17 protein-coding genes and 1 riboswitch are annotated in these 16,633 nt (G+C 71.7%); of the genes, 9 read left to right on the top strand and 8 right to left on the bottom strand.

The window, feature by feature from the left end; all coding sequences use genetic code 11:
• Positions 1–2 precede the first annotated feature (2 nt).
• Complete coding sequence (gene rocD / locus AC5P09_RS02310; RefSeq protein ID WP_493872308.1) at positions 3–1,199, bottom strand: ornithine--oxo-acid transaminase; 1,197 nt, start codon at positions 1,197–1,199, stop codon at positions 3–5.
• A gap of 101 nt (positions 1,200–1,300) precedes the next feature.
• Positions 1,301–1,399, top strand: a riboswitch (ZMP/ZTP riboswitch).
• Positions 1,400–1,431: 32 nt separating this feature from the next.
• Here rocD and AC5P09_RS02305 point away from each other — a divergent pair.
• Positions 1,432–2,880, top strand: a complete 1,449-nt coding sequence (locus AC5P09_RS02305) for a glycine hydroxymethyltransferase (protein ID WP_493872166.1) — start codon at positions 1,432–1,434, stop codon at positions 2,878–2,880.
• Positions 2,881–2,893: 13 nt separating this feature from the next.
• Here AC5P09_RS02305 and AC5P09_RS02300 read toward each other — a convergent pair whose 3' ends face one another.
• The 4 genes from AC5P09_RS02300 to AC5P09_RS02285 all read right to left on the bottom strand — a co-directional run bounded on the left by AC5P09_RS02300 (position 2,894) and on the right by AC5P09_RS02285 (position 6,344).
• Entirely contained in the window at positions 2,894–3,595 is a 702-nt protein-coding gene (locus AC5P09_RS02300; RefSeq protein ID WP_493872165.1) for a hypothetical protein, read from the bottom strand.
• A 357-nt stretch (positions 3,596–3,952) separates the two neighbouring features.
• Positions 3,953–4,663 (bottom strand): hypothetical protein, encoded by a 711-nt coding sequence (locus AC5P09_RS02295; protein WP_493872164.1) that lies wholly within the window; start codon positions 4,661–4,663, stop codon positions 3,953–3,955.
• 174 nt (positions 4,664–4,837) lie between these two features.
• Positions 4,838–5,797, bottom strand: a complete 960-nt coding sequence (locus tag AC5P09_RS02290; protein ID WP_493872163.1) for a hypothetical protein — start codon at positions 5,795–5,797, stop codon at positions 4,838–4,840.
• Positions 5,784–6,344 carry an RNA polymerase sigma factor gene (locus AC5P09_RS02285; RefSeq protein ID WP_493872307.1) on the bottom strand — a complete coding sequence of 187 codons (561 nt, stop codon included), beginning with the start codon at positions 6,342–6,344 and terminating at the stop codon, positions 5,784–5,786. The genes AC5P09_RS02290 and AC5P09_RS02285 overlap by 14 nt, the downstream gene beginning before the upstream one ends.
• 217 nt (positions 6,345–6,561) lie before the next feature.
• On the opposite strand from AC5P09_RS02285, the gene trpS reads away from it, so the two are divergent.
• Both trpS and AC5P09_RS02275 read left to right on the top strand, forming a co-directional pair.
• Complete coding sequence (trpS, locus tag AC5P09_RS02280) at positions 6,562–7,554, top strand: tryptophan--tRNA ligase (protein ID WP_493872306.1); 993 nt, start codon at positions 6,562–6,564, stop codon at positions 7,552–7,554.
• A 154-nt stretch (positions 7,555–7,708) separates the two neighbouring features.
• Complete coding sequence (locus AC5P09_RS02275) at positions 7,709–8,287, top strand: 2'-5' RNA ligase family protein (RefSeq protein ID WP_266434733.1); 579 nt, start codon at positions 7,709–7,711, stop codon at positions 8,285–8,287.
• 47 nt (positions 8,288–8,334) lie between these two features.
• Here AC5P09_RS02275 and dprE2 read toward each other — a convergent pair whose 3' ends face one another.
• Together dprE2 and dprE1 are read right to left on the bottom strand one after the other, a co-directional pair.
• Positions 8,335–9,090 carry a decaprenylphospho-beta-D-erythro-pentofuranosid-2-ulose 2-reductase gene (dprE2, locus tag AC5P09_RS02270; protein ID WP_493872162.1) on the bottom strand — a complete coding sequence of 252 codons (756 nt, stop codon included), beginning with the start codon at positions 9,088–9,090 and terminating at the stop codon, positions 8,335–8,337.
• Positions 9,091–9,128: 38 nt separating this feature from the next.
• A complete protein-coding gene (gene dprE1, locus AC5P09_RS02265) occupies positions 9,129–10,484 on the bottom strand; it encodes a decaprenylphosphoryl-beta-D-ribose oxidase (RefSeq protein WP_493872161.1) in 1,356 nt (451 codons plus the stop codon).
• Between the two features lie 133 nt (positions 10,485–10,617).
• On the opposite strand from dprE1, the gene AC5P09_RS02260 reads away from it, so the two are divergent.
• The 4 genes from AC5P09_RS02260 to AC5P09_RS02245 all read left to right on the top strand — a co-directional run bounded on the left by AC5P09_RS02260 (position 10,618) and on the right by AC5P09_RS02245 (position 13,685).
• Complete coding sequence (locus AC5P09_RS02260; protein ID WP_493872160.1) at positions 10,618–11,127, top strand: phosphatase PAP2 family protein; 510 nt, start codon at positions 10,618–10,620, stop codon at positions 11,125–11,127.
• Entirely contained in the window at positions 11,120–12,103 is a 984-nt protein-coding gene (locus tag AC5P09_RS02255) for a decaprenyl-phosphate phosphoribosyltransferase (RefSeq protein ID WP_493872159.1), read from the top strand. The genes AC5P09_RS02260 and AC5P09_RS02255 overlap by 8 nt, the downstream gene beginning before the upstream one ends.
• Before the next feature lie 305 nt (positions 12,104–12,408).
• Complete coding sequence (locus AC5P09_RS02250) at positions 12,409–12,789, top strand: GtrA family protein (protein WP_493872305.1); 381 nt, start codon at positions 12,409–12,411, stop codon at positions 12,787–12,789.
• A complete protein-coding gene (locus tag AC5P09_RS02245) occupies positions 12,777–13,685 on the top strand; it encodes a YihY/virulence factor BrkB family protein (protein WP_493872158.1) in 909 nt (302 codons plus the stop codon). The genes AC5P09_RS02250 and AC5P09_RS02245 overlap by 13 nt, the downstream gene beginning before the upstream one ends.
• On the opposite strand, the gene AC5P09_RS02240 is transcribed toward AC5P09_RS02245, so the two are convergent.
• The gene (locus AC5P09_RS02240) at positions 13,633–14,952 is read right to left on the bottom strand and encodes a D-alanyl-D-alanine carboxypeptidase family protein (RefSeq protein ID WP_493872157.1); all 1,320 of its coding nucleotides are present in this window, start codon (positions 14,950–14,952) and stop codon (positions 13,633–13,635) included. The two genes, AC5P09_RS02245 and AC5P09_RS02240, sit on opposite strands and share 53 nt — an antisense overlap.
• Before the next feature lie 91 nt (positions 14,953–15,043).
• Between AC5P09_RS02240 and AC5P09_RS02235 the strand changes: the two genes are divergently transcribed.
• Together AC5P09_RS02235 and AC5P09_RS02230 are read left to right on the top strand one after the other, a co-directional pair.
• On the top strand, positions 15,044–15,283 hold the full coding sequence (locus tag AC5P09_RS02235) for an SCO4848 family membrane protein (RefSeq protein ID WP_062702372.1): 240 nt from the start codon (positions 15,044–15,046) through the stop codon (positions 15,281–15,283).
• Positions 15,284–15,359: 76 nt separating this feature from the next.
• Positions 15,360–16,619 carry a metallophosphoesterase gene (locus AC5P09_RS02230; protein WP_493872156.1) on the top strand — a complete coding sequence of 420 codons (1,260 nt, stop codon included), beginning with the start codon at positions 15,360–15,362 and terminating at the stop codon, positions 16,617–16,619.
• The last annotated feature ends 14 nt before the right edge of the window (positions 16,620–16,633 follow it).

The raw sequence follows: 16,633 nt of genomic DNA, 5'->3' as shown, positions 1-16,633 counted from the left end.
CCCTACAGCCCCAGTACCGCACGCAGCTGGGCCAGCCCCCAGTCCAGATCCTCCTCTCCGATCACGAGGGGCGGCGCGATCCGGATCGTCGCCCCGTGCGTGTCCTTCACCAGCACCCCCAGGTCCATCAGCCTCTCGGAGACCTCCCGTCCCGTGCCGTACGACGGCTCGATGTCGACGCCCGCCCACAGCCCACGCCCGCGCACTCCCGTCAGCCGCCCCGTCCCGGCCAGCGCTCCCAACTCCCGGTGCAGCCGCTCGCCGAGCTCCGCCGCCCGCGCCTGGTACTCGCCTGTCCGCAGCATCGCGATCACCTCCAGCGCCACCGCACAGGCCAGCGGATTCCCGCCGAACGTCGACCCGTGCTCCCCGGCCCGGAACACCCCGAGCACCGCCGCGCTCGACACCACCGCCGATACCGGCACGATCCCGCCGCCGAGCGCCTTCCCCAGCACATACACGTCCGGCACCACGCCCTCGTGCTCGCACGCGAACGTCCGCCCCGTCCGCCCCAGCCCCGACTGGATCTCGTCCGCCACGAACAGCACGTTCCGCTCCCGCGTCAGCTCCCGCACCCCCGGCAGATAACCGGCCGGCGGCACCAGCACCCCCGCCTCGCCCTGGATCGGCTCCAGCAACACCGCCACCGTGTTCTCGGTCAGTGCGGAGCGCATCGCCGTCAGATCCCCGTACGGCACGATCTCGAAGCCCGGCGTGTACGGCCCGAAGTCCGCCCGCGCCTCCGGGTCCGTGGAGAAGCTGATGACCGTCGTCGTACGCCCGTGGAAGTTGTTGCCGGCGACCACGATCTTCGCCATCTCCGACGGCACGCCCTTGACCCGGTACCCCCACTTCCGGGCCGTCTTCACCGCCGTCTCCACCGCCTCGGCACCGGTGTTCATCGGCAGCACCATCTCCATACCGCACAGCTCGGCGAGTTCCTCGCAGAACGCGGCGAACCGGTCGTGATGGAACGCCCGCGACGTCAGCGTCACCCGCTCCAACTGCGCCTTCGCCGCCTCGACGAGCCGCCGGTTGCAGTGCCCGAAGTTGAGCGCCGAGTAACCGGCCAGCAGATCCAGATACCGGCGCCCCTCCACGTCCGTCATCCAGGCACCGTCCGCGGTGGCGATCACCACCGGCAGCGGGTGGTAGGTGTGCGCACTGTGGGCTTCGGCCGCGGCGACGAGCCCCTCCATAGCGTTCACGCGATCTCCCTGAGGTGGCGGTGGCCTCCTTCCTATCGTCGCTCGGATGGTGGACGCGGGACCTGGGCGACGCGGCGTGCCCGGTAGGCTGACCGGCGGGCCGTGACTGGCGCGCTGGGATGGGATGAACCATCGGGGAGCGGCCCCTGGACTGTGTCCAGCACCGAGTGCCGTGCGCCTGGGCCGTACCGTGAACGCTGAAACACGACGTCCGGAGGTCCCCATGCCAGCCGAACCCCTCTCCCACGAGTCCACCGCCTTCCGTGCCGCCCTCGACGTGATCCGCGCCGTCGAGCCGCGCGTGGCCGACGCCATCGGCCAGGAGGTCGCCGACCAGCGCGAGATGCTCAAGCTGATCGCCTCCGAGAACTACGCCTCCCCGGCCACCCTCCTCGCGATGGGCAACTGGTTCAGCGACAAGTACGCCGAGGGCACCATCGGCCGCCGCTTCTACGCCGGCTGTCGCAACGTCGACACCGTCGAGTCCCTCGCCGCCGAGCACGCGCGCGAGCTCTTCGGCGCCCGCCACGCCTACGTCCAGCCGCACTCCGGCATCGACGCCAACCTCGTCGCCTTCTGGTCGGTCCTCGCCCAGCGCGTCGAGGTCCCCGCCCTGGAGAAGGCCGGCGTCCGCCAGGTCAACGACCTCTCCGAGGCCGACTGGGCCGAGCTCCGCCAGGCCTTCGGCAACCAGCGCATGCTCGGCATGTCCCTGGACGCCGGCGGCCACCTCACCCACGGCTTCCGCCCGAACATCTCCGGCAAGATGTTCGACCAGCGCTCCTACGGCACCGACCCCACCACCGGTCTCCTCGACTACGAGGCCCTGCGTGCCACGGCCCGCGAGTTCAAGCCGCTGATCATCGTGGCCGGCTACTCCGCCTACCCCCGTCTCGTGAACTTCCGGATCATGCGCGAGATCGCCGACGAGGTCGGCGCCACGCTCATGGTGGACATGGCCCACTTCGCCGGTCTCGTCGCCGGCAAGGTCCTCACCGGCGACTTCGACCCGGTCCCGCACGCCCAGATCGTCACCACCACCACCCACAAGTCGCTGCGCGGCCCGCGCGGCGGCATGGTCCTGTGCGACGACTCCCTCAAGGACCAGGTCGACCGCGGCTGCCCGATGGTCCTCGGCGGCCCGCTCCCGCACGTCATGGCCGCCAAGGCCGTCGCCCTCGCCGAGGCCCGCCGGCCCTCCTTCCAGGACTACGCCCAGCGCATCGTCGACAACTCCCGCGCGCTGGCCGAAGGCCTGATGCGCCGGGGCGCGACCCTGGTGACCGGCGGCACGGACAACCACCTCAACCTGATCGACGTCGCCTCCTCCTACGGCCTCACCGGCCGCCAGGCCGAGGCCGCCCTGCTCGACTCGGGCATCGTCACCAACCGCAACTCCATCCCCTCCGACCCCAACGGAGCCTGGTACACCTCCGGTATTCGCATCGGCACCCCCGCCCTGACCACGCGGGGTCTCGGCACCGCCGAGATGGACGAGGTCGCGGCCCTCATCGACCGCGTCCTCACCTCCACCGAGCCCGGCACCACCGGCAAGGGCGCCCCCTCCAAGGCCCAGCACGTCCTCGACCCGAAGATCGCGGACGAGGTCGCCCACCGAGCCACCGACCTCGTGGCCGGTTTCCCGCTGTACCCGGAGATCGACCTGGGCTGACGCCCGGCCCGCATCAGAGATCGATCAGCTCCTGTCGTGGTTCCTCCCGCGGCGGTCCGGTTCCCGGCCGGGCCGCCGCGCGGCGTATCAGCAGCGTGCCGCCGACCCCGGCCGCTAACCCGGCCGCGAGGCCCGGTATCGCCCACCAGGCGCCGCTCGCCGCCGACCCGGGCCCGCCGCCCGGCACGCCGGCATCGCCCAGACTCTCGGCCGCCGCCCTCTCGTCGGGCTCGCCGAGCAACTCGGCCCAGCTCATCCGCTCGAAGACCGAGCGCGGAGCCCGATGCCAGCGGATGTCGTCGTCATCCACGTCCGGCGCGGCATCCGAGCGCACCCATGGCGTGCCGTCCTCGGCCACGAACAACTGGTCCTGCCGCTCCATCGCCACGTCACCACCCGGCGCCGCGTCTGTCTGCGGCCAGCCCCCGATCCCCGTCAGCCCCCACACCACGGTGATCCGCACCGGTGGATACCGGCCCTCGTCCCACGCCTGAGACACCCGCTCCGTCCCCGCGTACATCGGCTCCAGCAGTTGCCAGAGGCGGGCGAAGTCCGGCTCGCCCGAGCGCACCGCCGTCGTCCGGCCCGTACCGCCCGCGACGACCACCGCCACATTCGGGGCGTCCCGGCCCGGCCCGTGGGGGACCGCGTCCGCGGCCGCCATCCCGCACAGGGCGGCGGCCACCGACATCGGCACGAAGACTGCGAGCCGCATGCCCGCACGTCTGCACTGGGCTGTCACGTGCACGCCTGCACGTTCGCAGGTGGCCCTCGCCCCCATGCCCGCACGTCTGCACCGGGCCGTCACCCGCGTGCCCGCGCCGACGTCCTGGACCGCCATCCGTGCCCTCGCCGGTGTGCCGGCCCTCATCCTGGCCCTCATCCTGGCCCTCATCCGTGCCCCCCTCATCCGTGCCCCCCTCACCCGTGCCCTCGCGCGTGTACTCCGGGTCCTCACCCGCGCCCCCGCCCGCGTCCGCCACGCCATCATCCGTAGCCCCGCGCGTTTGGTCCCGATCGCCATCCGTCCCCCTCCACGTCGCTCATGGCAGCCGTCGCCCCTGCGGCCGTCTCACACGTCCCGCAATTCCTGCCGCGGCCCCGGCTCCCGTCGCGGTCGGTCCCACGGCCTCCACCGCATCCGCGTGGCGGAGGGCCGCAGCACCAGCGCCAGGGCGGCTCCGGCAGCCGCGCCGGGCAGCACCCACCACCAGTCGGTGCCATCGCCTGGCCGTGCTTGCGCAGTCGGCGCGACAGCCGCGTCGGTCGCTGCGTCCGTGGTGCCGGCGTCGGCGTCGGCGCCCGTGCCGGTCTCGCCGCCGACGCCGGACTCGCCCGTCTCCCAAGGTGCCGGGAAGATCCCGGAGCGGCCCTCGTCCGACGTCTTGCCCATCACCCCAAGGTCCTTGAGCAGCGCACGCAGTTGGCCGGGGCGCTGGGCGCGGTGCCATTGGCCGTTCACCGTTTCCGGGAGGTTCGCGGCCGTGTGTATCCAGACGTCGTCGCCGTCCGCCAGCGGGAAGACCCGGTCGAGGCGCCAGGGCGACACGTCGTGCACCATCCACGTGACGTTGATCTGCCGGGCGGCCGTCAGATTGGCCTCCGGCGGCTTGTCGCGGACGCCGGTGCCGGGGGCGCCCAGCAGCTGTTCCAGTTCTCCGTACTCCTCGTCGGAGTAGTACAGCGCCGCTGTCTCCGTGCTCTGCGGCGAGACCACGAGCACGCTCGTCGGTCCGCCCGCCGACGCGGAGGAAGCCCCCCACAGCATCAGCGCCGACGTCATCACCAACACTCCTGCCAGCGCCGTCAGTTCACGACACCGGCCGCTCCACCCGACCCCGAGCCTGCGCATCCGAACCCCCATACAAAGCCAGACGATCCCCGGGCGGCCCGTCCGCGAGCCGCTTGTCACTTCTGGTACACCGCCCGACCCGCCGGGGTTCCCACCCCGCGCGCACTATTTCGGGGACTCCTCCGGTGCCCCGTCGAGGGACTTCGCGATCTCCACCGCCCGCCCCTTCGACGCGACCCCCTCCAGCCGCAGCGTCACGTCCGTACCGCCGGAGCCGTGCATCCACAGCAGCGTCGGCCCGGCGGTCCGCTCCTCGCGGGTGTAGCGGGAGCCGTGTGCGTCCACCAGCCAGAAGCTGAGCAGGTGCGGCCGGGGGAACCACAGGGCCGTGTTGCTCGGCGTGCCGACGTCCGCGGGATCCGTGCTCAGCGAGATCCACACGGGCTGCTCGGACACGCTCTTGGCGAAGCCGATGTCCAGGCCGGCCCGGTACTGGTCCAGCCGGACCGTGCGCCCCTGCTCGCGCCAGCACAGGCTGACCAGGAACCGACCCTGCGGCTCGTCGGTCACCGACACCGCGTCCGGCGCGCCCAGTGCCGGCGGAACCAGCGGCTCGAAGCCGGCCTCGTGCTCCGCCCCCGCGAGCGACAGCGACCCCTCGCAGCCGGGCACCTCGGCGCTGGTCGAGGGCGCCGCCGACGGGTCGTACCGCACCTCGACCCCGCCGAAGTCGAACCAGTCGAGGACCGCGGCCCGCACCGGGGGCGTGAGCGCGAGGACCGTCAGCAGGCCGCACAGCGCAGCGGTCAGCGACCGCCACCGCGCCCGCGTCCAGTACCGGGCCGCACGCAGTCGCTCACCGGCCGCCGTCGGCTCGGCCACCGGGGCCGGGATGTGCTCGGCGATTATCTGCTGCAACACCCGCTCGACCATCGAGTCGGACCCGGCGCCGCCCGGGGGATCCAGCGAACGCCCCAGCGCCCGCAGCTCCTCCGGCAGCCGGGCGGGCTCGCCACGTCGGCGCCCCTCACCCAGGTCACTGTCACCACGGCGTCCCTCACCCACGTCAGCGGGGCCGCCCTCACCGTCGTACGCACCCCGCTCCGGCTCCTCACTCACGCTCATCACCCCCTTCCCGAGGCTGAAAATCCGGCAACAGCCGGCTCATCTTCCGCAGGGCGCGGTTGAGCCGTGATTTCACGGTCCCCCGGGGCCAGCCCAGGGCCTGGGCCGTCTCGGACTCGTCCATCTCCAGCAGATAGCGATAGGTGACGACCAGGCGGTGTTCCTCGCTCAGCTTCTCCAGGGCGGTCAGCAGGGCGGCGCGGCGCTCCGTCTCCAGCGTGGCCACCGCTGGGTCGGCCGATTCCGGTATCAGCGGCTCCGCTTCCGCGAAGGCCGCCTCGCGACCGGCGAGCGTCCGCTGCCGGGCCGCCGTCCGCACTGTGTTCCTCGTCTCATTGGCCACGATCGACAGCAGCCACGGCTTGAACGACGCGCCGTCCTCGAACCGGCCCAGCGCGCAGTACGCCTTGACGAAGGCCTGCTGCACCACGTCCTCCGCGTCCGCACCCGCCCCGAGCGCGGCGGCCGCCCTGAGCGCGAGGCCCGTATGGGCTCGCACCAGCTCCGCGTACGCCTCCGGCTCTCCGGCGCGTACGCGGGCGATCACCGCGGCCTCATCGACGATGCGGCCCCCCTCCCGCGTCCTCACACGATTGGTACACCGCTCGGCGCGGATCGGTTCCCACCCGTGTCCCATCTGTTTCCGACCAGTTCCGGATCGCCCCCCGGGACCTGAGAGAATGGTGTGCATGGCCTCTGATCGCCCACCCGTCGCCCACCACAGCCCTCAAACGGGGCGCTCCGCGCCGCTGCCTAAATTCCGAGTGCTCTCCGGAATCCAGCCCACCGCAGGCTCGTTCCACCTCGGCAACTACCTCGGCGCCGTCCGCCAGTGGGTGGCCCTGCAGGAGTCCCACGACGCGTTCTACATGGTCGTCGACCTGCACGCGATCACGCTCCCGCAGGACCCCGCGGACCTGCGGGCCAACACTCGCCTGGCCGCCGCCCAGCTCCTCGCGGCCGGTCTCGACCCGGAGCGCTGCACGCTCTTCGTCCAGAGCCATGTCCCCGAGCACGCCCAGCTCGCCTGGGTCATGAACTGCCTCACCGGCTTCGGCGAGGCGTCCCGCATGACCCAGTTCAAGGACAAGTCCGCCAAGCAGGGCGCCGACCGCGCCAGCGTCGGCCTGTTCACGTACCCGGTCCTCCAGGTCGCGGACATCCTGCTGTACCAGGCGAACGAGGTCCCGGTGGGTGAGGACCAGCGCCAGCACATCGAGCTCACCCGCGATCTCGCCGAGCGCTTCAACGGCCGCTTCGGCGAGACCTTCACCATCCCGAAGCCGTACATCCTCAGGGAGACGGCCAAGATCTACGACCTTCAGGACCCGTCGATCAAGATGAGCAAGTCGGCGTCCACCCCGAAGGGGCTCATCAACCTCCTCGACGATCCCAAGGCCACCGCCAAGAAGGTCAAGAGCGCGGTCACCGACACGGACACCGTCATCCGCTTCGACGCGGAGCACAAGCCGGGCGTCAGCAACCTGCTCACCATCTACTCGACCCTCACGGGCGAGGGAATCGCCGACCTCGAGCAGAAGTACGAGGGCAAGGGCTACGGCGCGCTCAAGACGGACCTCGCCGAGATCATGGTCGAGTTCGTGACGCCGTTCCGCGAGCGCACCCAGCAGTACCTCGACGACCCGGAGACGCTGGACTCGATCCTCGCCAAGGGCGCGGAGAAGGCGCGCGCCGTCGCCGCGGAGACCCTGTCCCAGGCGTACGACAGGGTGGGCTTCCTGCCCGCCAAACACTGAGCCGTACCACCACAGGCGCACCACCGCACAGGCGTACCACTGCGCAGAGCGCTGCACATCACTACGGTTGCGCCTGCCCACCAACACAGCCGTGGCCGTACAGTCGATAGCCGGACGGCTGGGAACGAACTCGAACAGGACGACAGGAGACGACGTGGGGACCGTAACGATCGGCGTGTCGATCGCGGTCCCGGAGCCTCACGGCAGCCTGCTCCAACAGCTGCGCGCGGGCTTCGGCGACGCGGCGGCCCACGGCATTCCCACGCACGTCACGCTGCTGCCGCCGACGGAGATCGACGAGGCCATGCTGCCGGCGGTCGAGATGCACCTGACCGAGGTCGCGGCGGCCGGCCGGCCGTTCCCCATGCGGCTGTCCGGCACGGGTACGTTCCGGCCGCTGTCGCCCGTCGTCTACGTCCAGGTCGCCGAGGGCGCGGAGGCCTGCACCTGGCTGCAGAAGCAGGTCCGGGACGCCTCGGGCCCGGTGGCGCGCGACCTGCAGTTCCCGTACCACCCGCACGTCACGGTCGCCCACGGCATCGACGACGAGGCCATGGACCGCGCCTTCGAGGAACTCGCCGACTACCACGCCGAGTGGCCCTGCACCGGTTTCGCGCTCTACGAACAGGGCGCCGACGGCGAGTGGCGCAAGCTGCGCGAGTACGTCTTCGGGGGCGCGGTCGTGCCGCCGCAGGCGGCCCGCGTGGAGCGCGGCTCGATCCCCGCCCCGTGACCCCGGCCTCCTAGAGCGGCAGCTGCGATCTCCGTGACCCGGGCCTCCTAGACCGGCAGCCGCCGGAAGATCCCTCGCGGCACATGCCGCAGTGCCGACATCACCACCCGCAGCGCCCCCGGCACCCACACCGTCTCCGAGCGGCGGCGCAGTCCCAGCTCGATGGCCGTGGCGACGGCTTCGGGCGTGGTCGCCAGGGGCGTCTCCTCAAGGCCCGCGGTCATCTTCGAGCGGACGAAGCCGGGGCGTACGACCATGACGTGCACGCCGGTGCCGTGCAGGGCGTCGCCCAGGCCTTGGGCGAAGGCGTCGAGGCCGGCCTTGCTGGAGCCGTAGATGAAGTTGGAGCGGCGGGCGCGTTCGCCGGCCACGGAGGAGAGCACCACGAGCGAGCCGTGGCCCTGGGTCTGCAACGCGCGCGCGGCGACCAAGCTCGCAGACACCGCTCCCGTGTAATTGGTCTGGGCGACGCGCACCGCGCTCGCCGGTTCGCGCTCATCGTGCGCCTGATCGCCGAGGATCCCGAAGGCGAGCAGGACCATGTCGACGTCGCCCTCGGAGAAGACCTTGCCGAGGGTCGTCTCGTGGGAGTCGGGGTCGAGCGCGTCGAAGGCGACGGTGTGCACGTCGGCCCCCAGGGCGCGCAGTTCCGCAGCGGCCGTCTCCAGGGCGGGTGTCGGGCGTCCGGCCAGCCACACCGTGCGGGTGCGGCGGGCGATCAGCCGGCGTGCGGTGGCGAGCGCGATCTCCGACGTGCCGCCGAGGACGAGCAGGGACTGCGGGGTACCGAAGGCGTCCTTCACGAACAGCTCCTAACGAAGGCCCGGGGGCCTGAGGTTGCCTAGAGGTCGAGACGGCGGGCCAGGTCCGACACGAACACCCCGTGCGGGTCCAGCTCCGCCCGCAGCGCGCGGAAGTCGGCCAGGCGCGGGTACATCGCGGTGAGCAGTTCGGGCCGCAGACGGGAGTCCTTGGCGAGGTAGACGCGCCCGCCGGCCGCGGCGACCTCCTCGTCCAGTTCGTCGAGGAAGGCGCCGAGACCGGGCAGGTGGGCCGGGATGTCCAGGGCCAGCGTCCAGCCGGGCACGGGGAAGGAGAGCCAGCCCGGGTCGGCGTCCCCGAAGCGCTTGAGGACGGCGAGGAAGGACGGGCACCGGCGCTGCGAGATACGGCGCACGATCCGGCGTACGGCGTCCTCCTGGCCGTGTCCGACGACGAACTGGTACTGCACGAAGCCGCCGCGGCCGTAGACCCGGTTCCAGTGGGGCACCCCGTCCAGGGGATGGAAGAAGGTGGAGAGCCTCTGGAGTTCGCCGGTACGCGCGCGTGGGGCCTTCCGGTACCAGAGCTCGTTGAAGAGGCCCACGGTCGTCCGGCTGAGCAGGCCCTCGGGGAGGAAGGCGGGGGCGGACGGGAGCCGGGAGGTACGGAAGGCAAGCGGGTCCCTCCGCGCGCGCGTGCGCTCCGGAAGCGCCTCCAGGGGGGCGTGGTCGCCCCGGGTCAGCACCGCGCGGCCCGTCGCCGCGCCGCGCGCCAACAGGTCGATCCACGCGACCGAGTAGCGGTACTGGTGGTCGGTGGCCGTCAGACGGGCCATCAGGTCGTCGAGGTCCCGCGCGCGCTCGGTGTCGACGGACATGAGCGAGGTCTCGACCGGCTGGAGCCGGACCGTCGCGGTCAGGATCACGCCGGTCAGGCCCATGCCGCCGGCCGTCGCGTCGAACAGGGGCGTGCCCGGGCCGACCGCGCGGACCCCGCCGTCGGCGGTGAGGAGTTCGAGCGAGAGGACGTGCCGGGAGAAGGAACCCGACACGTGATGGTTCTTGCCGTGGATGTCCGCGCCGATCGCGCCGCCGACAGTGACATAGCGCGTGCCGGGTGTCACCGGCACGAACCAGCCGAGCGGCAGCAGCACTTCCGTCAGCCGGTGCAGGGAGATGCCCGCGTCGCACAGCACGATGCCCTCGTCGGCATCGATCGCGTGGATGCGGTCGAGGCCCGTCATGTCGAGCACGGACCCGCCGGCGTTCTGTGCCGCGTCCCCGTAGGCCCGCCCCAGGCCCCTTGGGATGCCTCCGCGGGCCCCGCAGTCCCGGACGGCGGCCGCGGCCTCCTCGTACGTCCGTGGGCGGATCAGGCGGGCGGTGGTGGGAGCGGTGCGTCCCCAGCCGGTGACGGAAGCGGTGTCGGCAGGCATGTCGGTGACCGTATCGCCCCTTTGTGAGTGATTGGTTTTGAAACATTCACCTCATACCCGAAATGGGTGATTAATGGGATGTCGACCTATATTGCCGGAGTTCCCGCGGTGCTGACGTGAACAGTGAGTCCACATGGACGATTTCGACGACATCGACCACCGAATCCTTTCGGCGCTGCGGGCGTACGGCCGCGACCCACGCGTCGCGAACGCCGCGCGCGCCCTGTCCTGGGCGGGTGAGCACGGTGCGCTGTGGCTCGCGGCGGGTCTCGCGGGAGCTGTCGCGGACGGTCCGCGCCGCGGTGCGTGGCTGCGCGGGACGGCGCTCACCGCGGGCGCGCACCTCGTCAGCATGGGCGTGAAGAGGGTCGTGCGCCGTCCGCGTCCGGCGCATGTCGAGCCCCTGGTGAGCACCGTCGGTCGGCACTCCTTCCCGAGCTCGCACGCGACGTCCGCCGTGGCCGCCGCGGTCGCCTTCGGCGCGTTGGGGGCGTACGCCGTCCCGCCGCTGGCCGCCGCGATGTGTGTGTCCCGTCTGGTCGTCGGCGTGCACTACCCCTCCGACGTGGCGGCGGGCGCGGCCCTGGGGGCGCTCACGGCGCGCATCGGAGTGCGCTGGACGAGAGGGAGCGCGCATGACTGAGACCGCGCCGATGACGGGCGGCGCGCGCATCCGCGAGGCCACGCTGCTGGAACAGCGCACGCCCCTCCGGCAGTCCGCACCACCACTCCCTGAGGGCAGCCTCCTGGTAGGGCTCTTCACGACCGCGCGCCCCAAGCAGTGGGCCAAGAACGTCCTCGTCATCGCCGCCCCGGCCGCCGCCGGTCAGCTCTTCTCCCGGCACGCCCTCACCCAACTCGTGCTCGTCTTCGTCCTCTTCACTGCCTGCGCGGCCGCCGTCTACCTCGTCAACGACGCCCGGGACGCCGACGCCGACCGCGCCCACCCCACCAAGCGCCGCCGCCCGGTCGCCGCCGGACAGGTCCCCGTACCCGTCGCGTACGCCGTAGGAGCCGCTCTCGGCGTCCTCGCGCCGGCTGTTGCGGCCTGGCTGGTCTCGCCGGCCGTCGCGGCGCTTCTGGCGGCGTACCTGGGCATGCAACTGGCGTACTGCGTCAGCCTCAAGCACATCCTGGTCATCGACCTCGTCGTCGTCACGACCGGATTCCTGATGCGGGCCGTGGTCGGTGGCCTCGCGCTCGGCATCCCGCTGTCGCGGTGGTTCCTCATCACGACCGGGTTCGGCGCGCTGTTCATGGTGTCGGCCAAGCGCTACTCCGAAGCCGTCCAGATGGCCGGGAAGGCGGGCGCCACGCGCGCGTTGCTCACCGAGTACACCACCGGCTACCTGCGCTTCGTGTGGCAGCTCGCGGCCGGCGTCGCCGTCCTCGGCTACTGCCTGTGGGCCCTGGAGGAGGGTGGCGTCCCGCACACCAGCCTCCTGCCCTGGCGGCAGCTCTCCATGGTCGCCTTCATCCTCGCGATCCTCAGGTACGCCGGCTTCGCCGACCGCGGCACGGCAGGCGAACCCGAGGACGTCGTCCTGCGCGACCGGGCCCTCGCCCTGATCGGCTTGCTGTGGATCGCGATGTACGCCCTGGCGGTGGCCAATTGGTGAGGACGCGCGCGTGGACGAGCCGCGGCGAACGGCTGAGCAGGCGCGCGTCGGCACATGGTGGCGAGCAGCCGGGCACGCGCGCGTCGGCACATGGTGGCGAACAGCCGGGCACGCGCGCGTACGCGAGCCGGAACGGACCGCTGAGGACGCGCGCGTGGACGAGCCGCGGCGAACGGCTGAGCACGCGCGCGTCGGCACATGGTGGCGAACAGCCGGGCACGCGCGCGTCGGCACGTCGCAGCGAACGCTCGGCCACGCGCGCGTGGACGAGCCGCCGGGAACTCCTCGGCTTCGCCGCCGTCGGCCTGCTCGCCTACGCCGCCGACCTCGCCCTCTTCACCTACCTGCGCGGCCCGGCCGGTCTCGACCCGCTCACCGCCAAGGTGCTCTCCTTCGTCGTGGGCTGCTCGGTGGCGTACGCAGGCAACGCGCTGGGCACGTACCGGGACACCAGAGCGAAGGGGCTGCGCCCTTATGCCGTCTTCTTCGCGGTGAACGTCGCCGGTGCCCTGGTGCAGCTCCTGTGCCTCGCCGTCAGTCACTACGGCCTCGGCCTCACCTCGCAGCGCGCGGACACCGTCTCCGGCGCCGGAATCGGCATGGCCCTGGCCACCATCCTGCGGTTTTGGGGCACCAGGACATTGGTCTTCCGCAGCGAGGGCAGAGTCGGATCATGGACTGGCTGAAAAAACTCCCCGGCGTCGGGCCGCTCGTCGCCCGGCTGACCGCCACGCACGCGTGGCGGTCGTACGAGCGGCTGGACCGGGTGAAGTGGACACGGCTGGCCGCCGCGATGACGTTCACCAGCTTCGTGGCGCTCTTCCCGCTGCTCACCGTCGTGGCCGCGGTCGCCGCGGCCACGCTCAGCAAGGAGCGGCAGAACACGCTGGAGGACAAGATCGCCGAGCAGGTGCCCGGCATCTCCGACCAGCTCAACATCGACGGCCTGGTGCAGAACGCGGGCACCGTCGGCCTCATCGCGGGCGCCGCCCTGCTGTTCACCGGCATCGGCTGGGCGGGCTCGATGCGCGAGTGCCTGCGGGCCGTGTGGGAGCTGCCCGACGACGAGGAGAACCCGGTCCTGCGCAAGGCCAAGGACCTCGGCATCCTCGTCGGCCTCGGCGGCGCCGTCCTCGTCACGCTCGCCGCCTCCACCGTGGCCTCCGCGATGGTCGGCTGGATCACCGGCCAACTGGGCATCGACAGGGAGGGCTGGGGCAGCGTCCTGCTGCAGATCGCCGCGTTCCTCGTCGCCGTACTCGCGGACTTCCTGCTGCTCCTCTACGTCCTGACACAGCTTCCGGGAGTCGAGCCGAAGCGCCGCCGGCTGATCGTGGCGGCGCTGACCGGCGCGGTCGGCTTCGAGCTGCTGAAGCTGCTGCTCAGCGGCTATATGCAGGGTGTGGCCGCGAAGAGCATGTACGGCGCGTTCGGCGTCCCCGTCGCCCTGCTGCTGTGGATCAACTTCACGGCGAAACTGGTCCTGTTCTGCGCGGCCTGGACGGCCACGCAGAGCAAGGAGGGCGAACCTACGGGCGAGGCCGACGACGTACCAGATCCGGCAGCGGCCAACGGCGGTTGACCAGGAACGCGGCGCCCGCGAGCACCACCAGCAGCCCGCCGGTGATCGCGAGCGCGATCCCCATGCCGCCGGAGGCGGTCTCGGCCGTGGCGGACGCCACCGGCTTCGACGAGGTCCCGGCGCCGCCCGCGTCGGTACCCCCGGCCTCCCCGGAGGCGTTCGCCCCCGGCTGGGCGCTGGCCTGCGCGGCGCTCTTCGGCGGCACCAGCTCACCCACCGGCTCCACCTTGCCGGCCGCCTTGAAGCCCCAGTCGAAGAGCTGGGCGGTCTCCTTGTAGACCTCGTTGCGCTCGTCCTTCTGCGGGTTCATGACGGTGACGAGCAGCACCTTGCCGCCCTGCTCGGCGACGCCGGTGAAGGTGGCGCCGGCGTTGGTGGTGTTGCCGTTCTTGACGCCCGCGATGCCCGGGTAGACGGAGATGTCGGAGTCGCCGGTCAGCAGCCGGTTGGTGTTCTGGATCTCGAAGGACCCGCGGGTCGTCTTGCCCTTCTTCTTCGTCGTCTCGCCCGGGAACTTCGCGGAGACGGTCGAGCTGTACTCGCGGAAGTCCTTCTTCTGCAGCCCGGAACGGGCGATCAGGGTCAGGTCGTACGCGGAGGAGACCTGGCCGGGCTCGTCGTAGCCGTCGGGGCTGACCGCGTGCGTGTCGAGGGCCTGGAGCTCCTCGGCGTGCGCGTTCATCTCCTTGACGGTGTTGTCGATGCCGTCGTTCATCTGCGACAGCACGTGCACGGCGTCGTTGCCGGACCGCAGGAAGACGCCGAGCCACAGGTCGTGGACGGTGTACGTCTCGCCCTCCTTTATCCCGACCATGCTGGAGCCGGAACCGATGCCGGCCAGGTCGGAGGGGACGGCCTTGTGCTTCTGGGTCTTCGCGAACTTCGGCAGCACCGTGTCCGCGAACAGCATCTTCAGGGTGCTCGCCGGGGGCAGCCGCCAGTGCGCGTTGTTGGCGGCCAGTACGTCCCCGGACTCGGCGTCGGCGACGATCCACGACCGCGCGCTCAGGCCCTTGGGCAGCACCGGCACCCCGCTCGCCAGATTGGCCTGCGCCCCGGGCCGGCCGAGGCGTTCGCCGCCGACGGTCGACATGTTCGCCGGGGGAGTGACCGACGGGCTCGCGGACGGGCTCGCGGACGTGCTCGGCGACGGGCTCGGCGCCGCCAGGGAGACGGGCGCGGTCAACACGAGCGAGGACAGGGCGGACGACAGGACAACGGAAATGACCAGCAGGGATCGCCTGGCGGTCTTCTTGGGTGCGGGCACGGTCAGGAACGTACATGGCACAGGGCGTGAAGTCCCGTCTCCCTCCCCACCCCGGCCAAGGAACCGGACACCCGGCGGCGATACTGGACGCATGAAGCTCAGCCGCCCCGTCTCCTGGTTCCTGCTCGCCTTCGGGGTGTGGAGCTGGGTCATCTGGGTCACTTTCGTCAAAAACCTGATCAAGGACAGCAGTGGGCTCGCGTTCGACGACGGTCACCCGACGGCGTACTTCTGGGTGCACCTGCTGCTCGCCGTCGTCTCCTTCGTATTGGGGACGGTCGTCGGGGTCATCGGGTTGCGCGGAGTGCGCGCATTGCGCCGGACGTCATAACCGACAGCCCTAACAGCCCTGACAGCCGTAACAGCCCTGACAGCCCTGACAGCCCACAACGGGGGGACACGAGACCGTGGTCATACTCTTCGTACTGCTCGTCCTGGCCGTGCTGGTCACGGCCAACTGGTACCTGTGGAGACGCCTGTTCCGCGACACGACCCAGGCCCCCGGCCTGGTGCGCCGCGCGGGCGCGGTGCTGATCGCGGGCGGTTGGGTGCTCACCGTCACGGCCCTCGTCGCCGAGCGCACCGGCGCGCCCTTCTGGCTCCAGCGCGTCCTGGCCTGGCCGGGCTTCCTGTGGTTGGCCCTGTCGATCTACCTGCTGCTGGCCGTGGTGGCGGGTGAGGTCGTACGACCGCTGCTGCGACGGTTCCTGGAACGGCGGGCGGGCGCCGAGACGGCCGTACGACAGCCGGAGCCCGAGCCGGTCCCGGCGGGAACGGCACCCACGCCGGACCACGACCCGGAACAGGATGCGGAGCCCCCGGCCGCCGTCCCGCCGTCCCTCCCCTCCCGCCGCCTCTTCGTCTCCCGGGTCGTCGGGGGCGCCGCCGCGGCGGCCGCCGTCGGGACCGTCGGCTACGGCACGTACGGCGTCCTGAACGGCCCCACCGTCAAGCGGGTCACCGTCCCGCTGGCCAAGCTCCCGCGCGCGGCGCACGGTTACCGGATCGCCGTGGTCAGCGACATCCACCTGGGCCCGGTGCTCGGGCGCGGCTTCGCCCAGAAGGTCGTCGACACGATCAACGGCACCCAGCCGGACCTGATCGCGGTCGTCGGCGACCTGGTCGACGGCAGCGTGAAGAACCTGGGCCCGGCCGCGGCACCGCTGGCCGGGCTGCGGGCGCGCCACGGGTCGTACTTCGTCACCGGCAACCACGAGTACTTCTCCGGCGCCGAGCAGTGGATCGAGGAGGTACGACGGCTGGGCCTGCGCCCGCTGGAGAACGCCCGTACCGAACTGGCCCACTTCGATCTCGCCGGCGTCAACGACGTGTCGGGCGAGGACGAGGGCCAGGGCCCCGACTACGCCAAGGCGCTCGGGGACCGCGACACGGCACGCGCGTGCGTGCTGCTCGCCCACCAGCCGGTCCAGATCCACGACGCCGTCGAGCACGGCGTCGACCTCCAGCTCTCCGGCCACACCCACGGCGGCCAGCTCTGGCCGGGCAACTTCATCGCCTCGGCCGCGAACCCGACCCTCGCCGGCCTGGAGCGCTACGGTGACACGCAGTTGTACGTCAGCCGCGGCGCCGGCGCGTGGGGCCCGCCGACCCGGGTCGGGGCCGAATCGGACATCACGGTGATCGAACTGGCGTCGACGCAGGCCTGAACGCCGTGGGCGGA

This window comes from Streptomyces sp. a15 (assembly GCF_059026085.1).
This window is presented reverse-complemented; position numbering and strand designations above follow the sequence as displayed.

Excerpts from the sequence above, each read along its gene's own strand:
- rocD (WP_493872308.1), bottom strand. The coding sequence starts at position 1,199 with ATGGAGGGGCTCGTCGCCGCGGCCGAAGCCCACAGTGCGCACACCTAC.
- AC5P09_RS02255 (WP_493872159.1), top strand. The coding sequence starts at position 11,120 with ATGACTGAGACCGCGCCGATGACGGGCGGCGCGCGCATCCGCGAGGCC.
- AC5P09_RS02290 (WP_493872163.1), bottom strand. The coding sequence starts at position 5,797 with ATGAGCGTGAGTGAGGAGCCGGAGCGGGGTGCGTACGACGGTGAGGGC.
- AC5P09_RS02300 (WP_493872165.1), bottom strand. The coding sequence starts at position 3,595 with ATGCGGCTCGCAGTCTTCGTGCCGATGTCGGTGGCCGCCGCCCTGTGC.
- AC5P09_RS02260 (WP_493872160.1), top strand. The coding sequence starts at position 10,618 with ATGGACGATTTCGACGACATCGACCACCGAATCCTTTCGGCGCTGCGG.
- dprE1 (WP_493872161.1), bottom strand. The coding sequence starts at position 10,484 with ATGCCTGCCGACACCGCTTCCGTCACCGGCTGGGGACGCACCGCTCCC.
- AC5P09_RS02305 (WP_493872166.1), top strand. The coding sequence starts at position 1,432 with ATGCCAGCCGAACCCCTCTCCCACGAGTCCACCGCCTTCCGTGCCGCC.
- AC5P09_RS02235 (WP_062702372.1), top strand. The coding sequence starts at position 15,044 with ATGAAGCTCAGCCGCCCCGTCTCCTGGTTCCTGCTCGCCTTCGGGGTG.
- AC5P09_RS02295 (WP_493872164.1), bottom strand. The coding sequence starts at position 4,663 with ATGACGTCGGCGCTGATGCTGTGGGGGGCTTCCTCCGCGTCGGCGGGC.
- AC5P09_RS02245 (WP_493872158.1), top strand. The coding sequence starts at position 12,777 with ATGGACTGGCTGAAAAAACTCCCCGGCGTCGGGCCGCTCGTCGCCCGG.